Origin of the sequence: Microcoleus sp. OTE_8_concoct_300, from assembly GCF_031383065.1 — a bacterium.
GTDB lineage: Bacteria > Cyanobacteriota > Cyanobacteriia > Cyanobacteriales > Microcoleaceae > Microcoleus.
The window spans coordinates 1-1,390 of sequence record NZ_JANMZH010000613.1 but is presented as its reverse complement, the minus strand read 5'-3'; the positions used below and the strand labels follow the sequence as shown (position 1 = coordinate 1,390).

Annotated in this window: 1 pseudogene; it reads left to right on the top strand. The window is 37.3% G+C overall.

Annotation, left to right across the window (positions count from 1 at the left end):
• Positions 1-21 precede the first annotated feature (21 nt).
• Positions 22-1,165 (top strand): annotated as a pseudogene (locus ACUVJL_RS28235) (ISAs1 family transposase).
• Positions 1,166-1,390: the final 225 nt, after the last annotated feature.

Genomic DNA, 1,390 nt, shown 5'->3' with positions numbered 1-1,390 from the left:
ATTTAATTAGAGTTTACTCTTATGAGACTCAAACCTAAAATCACCATTGCTGACCATTTTTTTGAATTAGAAGATCCAAGAATTGAGCGGACGAAACATCATCAATTGATTGACATTATCACCCTCTCACTTTGTGCCGTGATTTGCGGTGCTGATACATGGGTGGATATCGAAAGTTACGGGCGAGCTAAATACGAATGGTTAAAGAAAATTTTAGAATTGCCGAATGGCATACCTTCACATGACACAATTGCACGAGTATTTTCTCGCCTCAAACCGGAGCAATTTCAGAAATGTTTTTTGAGTTGGATTCAATCTATTAGTTGCTTCAATCCAGGAGAAGTAATCGCAATTGATGGCAAAACTCTTCGCCATTCTTACGATCGGGGAGGAAATAAAAAAGCAATTCATATGGTTAGTGCTTGGGCGACCAGCCAAAGATTAGTTTTAGGACAAGTTAAGGTTGATAAAAAATCTAATGAAATCACAGCTATTCCGGCTTTACTCAAAGTATTAGAATTAAATGGAAGCATTGTCACCATTGATGCTCTGGGCTGTCAGAGGTCAATTGTGAAGTCAATTGTCGAACAAGAAGGAGATTATGTAATCACCTTAAAAAAGAACCAACCATCCCTGTTTGCCAGAGTAGAAGAGTTGTTTAAACAAGCAATTAGACAAGGATTTTCGGGATTTACACATACAGCTTATTCGACAAATAAAGAGAGTAATCACGGTCGCTCAGAAATCCGACATCACAACCATGTTAAGTGACATCAAAGAGCTGATTGACCCCGACAATCAATGGGAGAAACTTCACAGTATAGGTTTGATAGAGTCCGTGAGAATAGTGAAGGGAAAAACAACTATTGAAACTCGTTATTACATTAGTAGTTTACCAAATGATGCTCAAAAGCTTGGTGAATCAGTCCGCAGCCATTGGGGAATTGAAAATTCTTTACATTGGGTATTAGATGTGGGTTTTCGTGAAGATGATTGTCGGATTAGAAAAGATAATGCTCCGCAAAACTTTGCTATTCTTAGACACATCTCGCTCAATCTGTTGAATCAAGAAAAAACCTCAAAAACCGGAACAAAAAATAAGCGACTTCGAGCCTGGTGGGATGATGACTATTTGACTAAGATCCTCGCTGTTACAGTTAACTAAATTCTCATGAATAACTCATTATTAATTATCATACAACTTGTAAACAGTGGTTGTAATACTTTTATTGTCTCAAAATTAGCACAAGCGTAAAAACCACCATTAATCAGTTCCTATTTTCTAACAAAACTCATTACAAAGCGTGTCTGTAGCTTCTTTGAATGGTGAATTTATCTCAAAATATACTCACCACTGATGAACAGTGTTCAATAAGATGCGTTCCCCCTG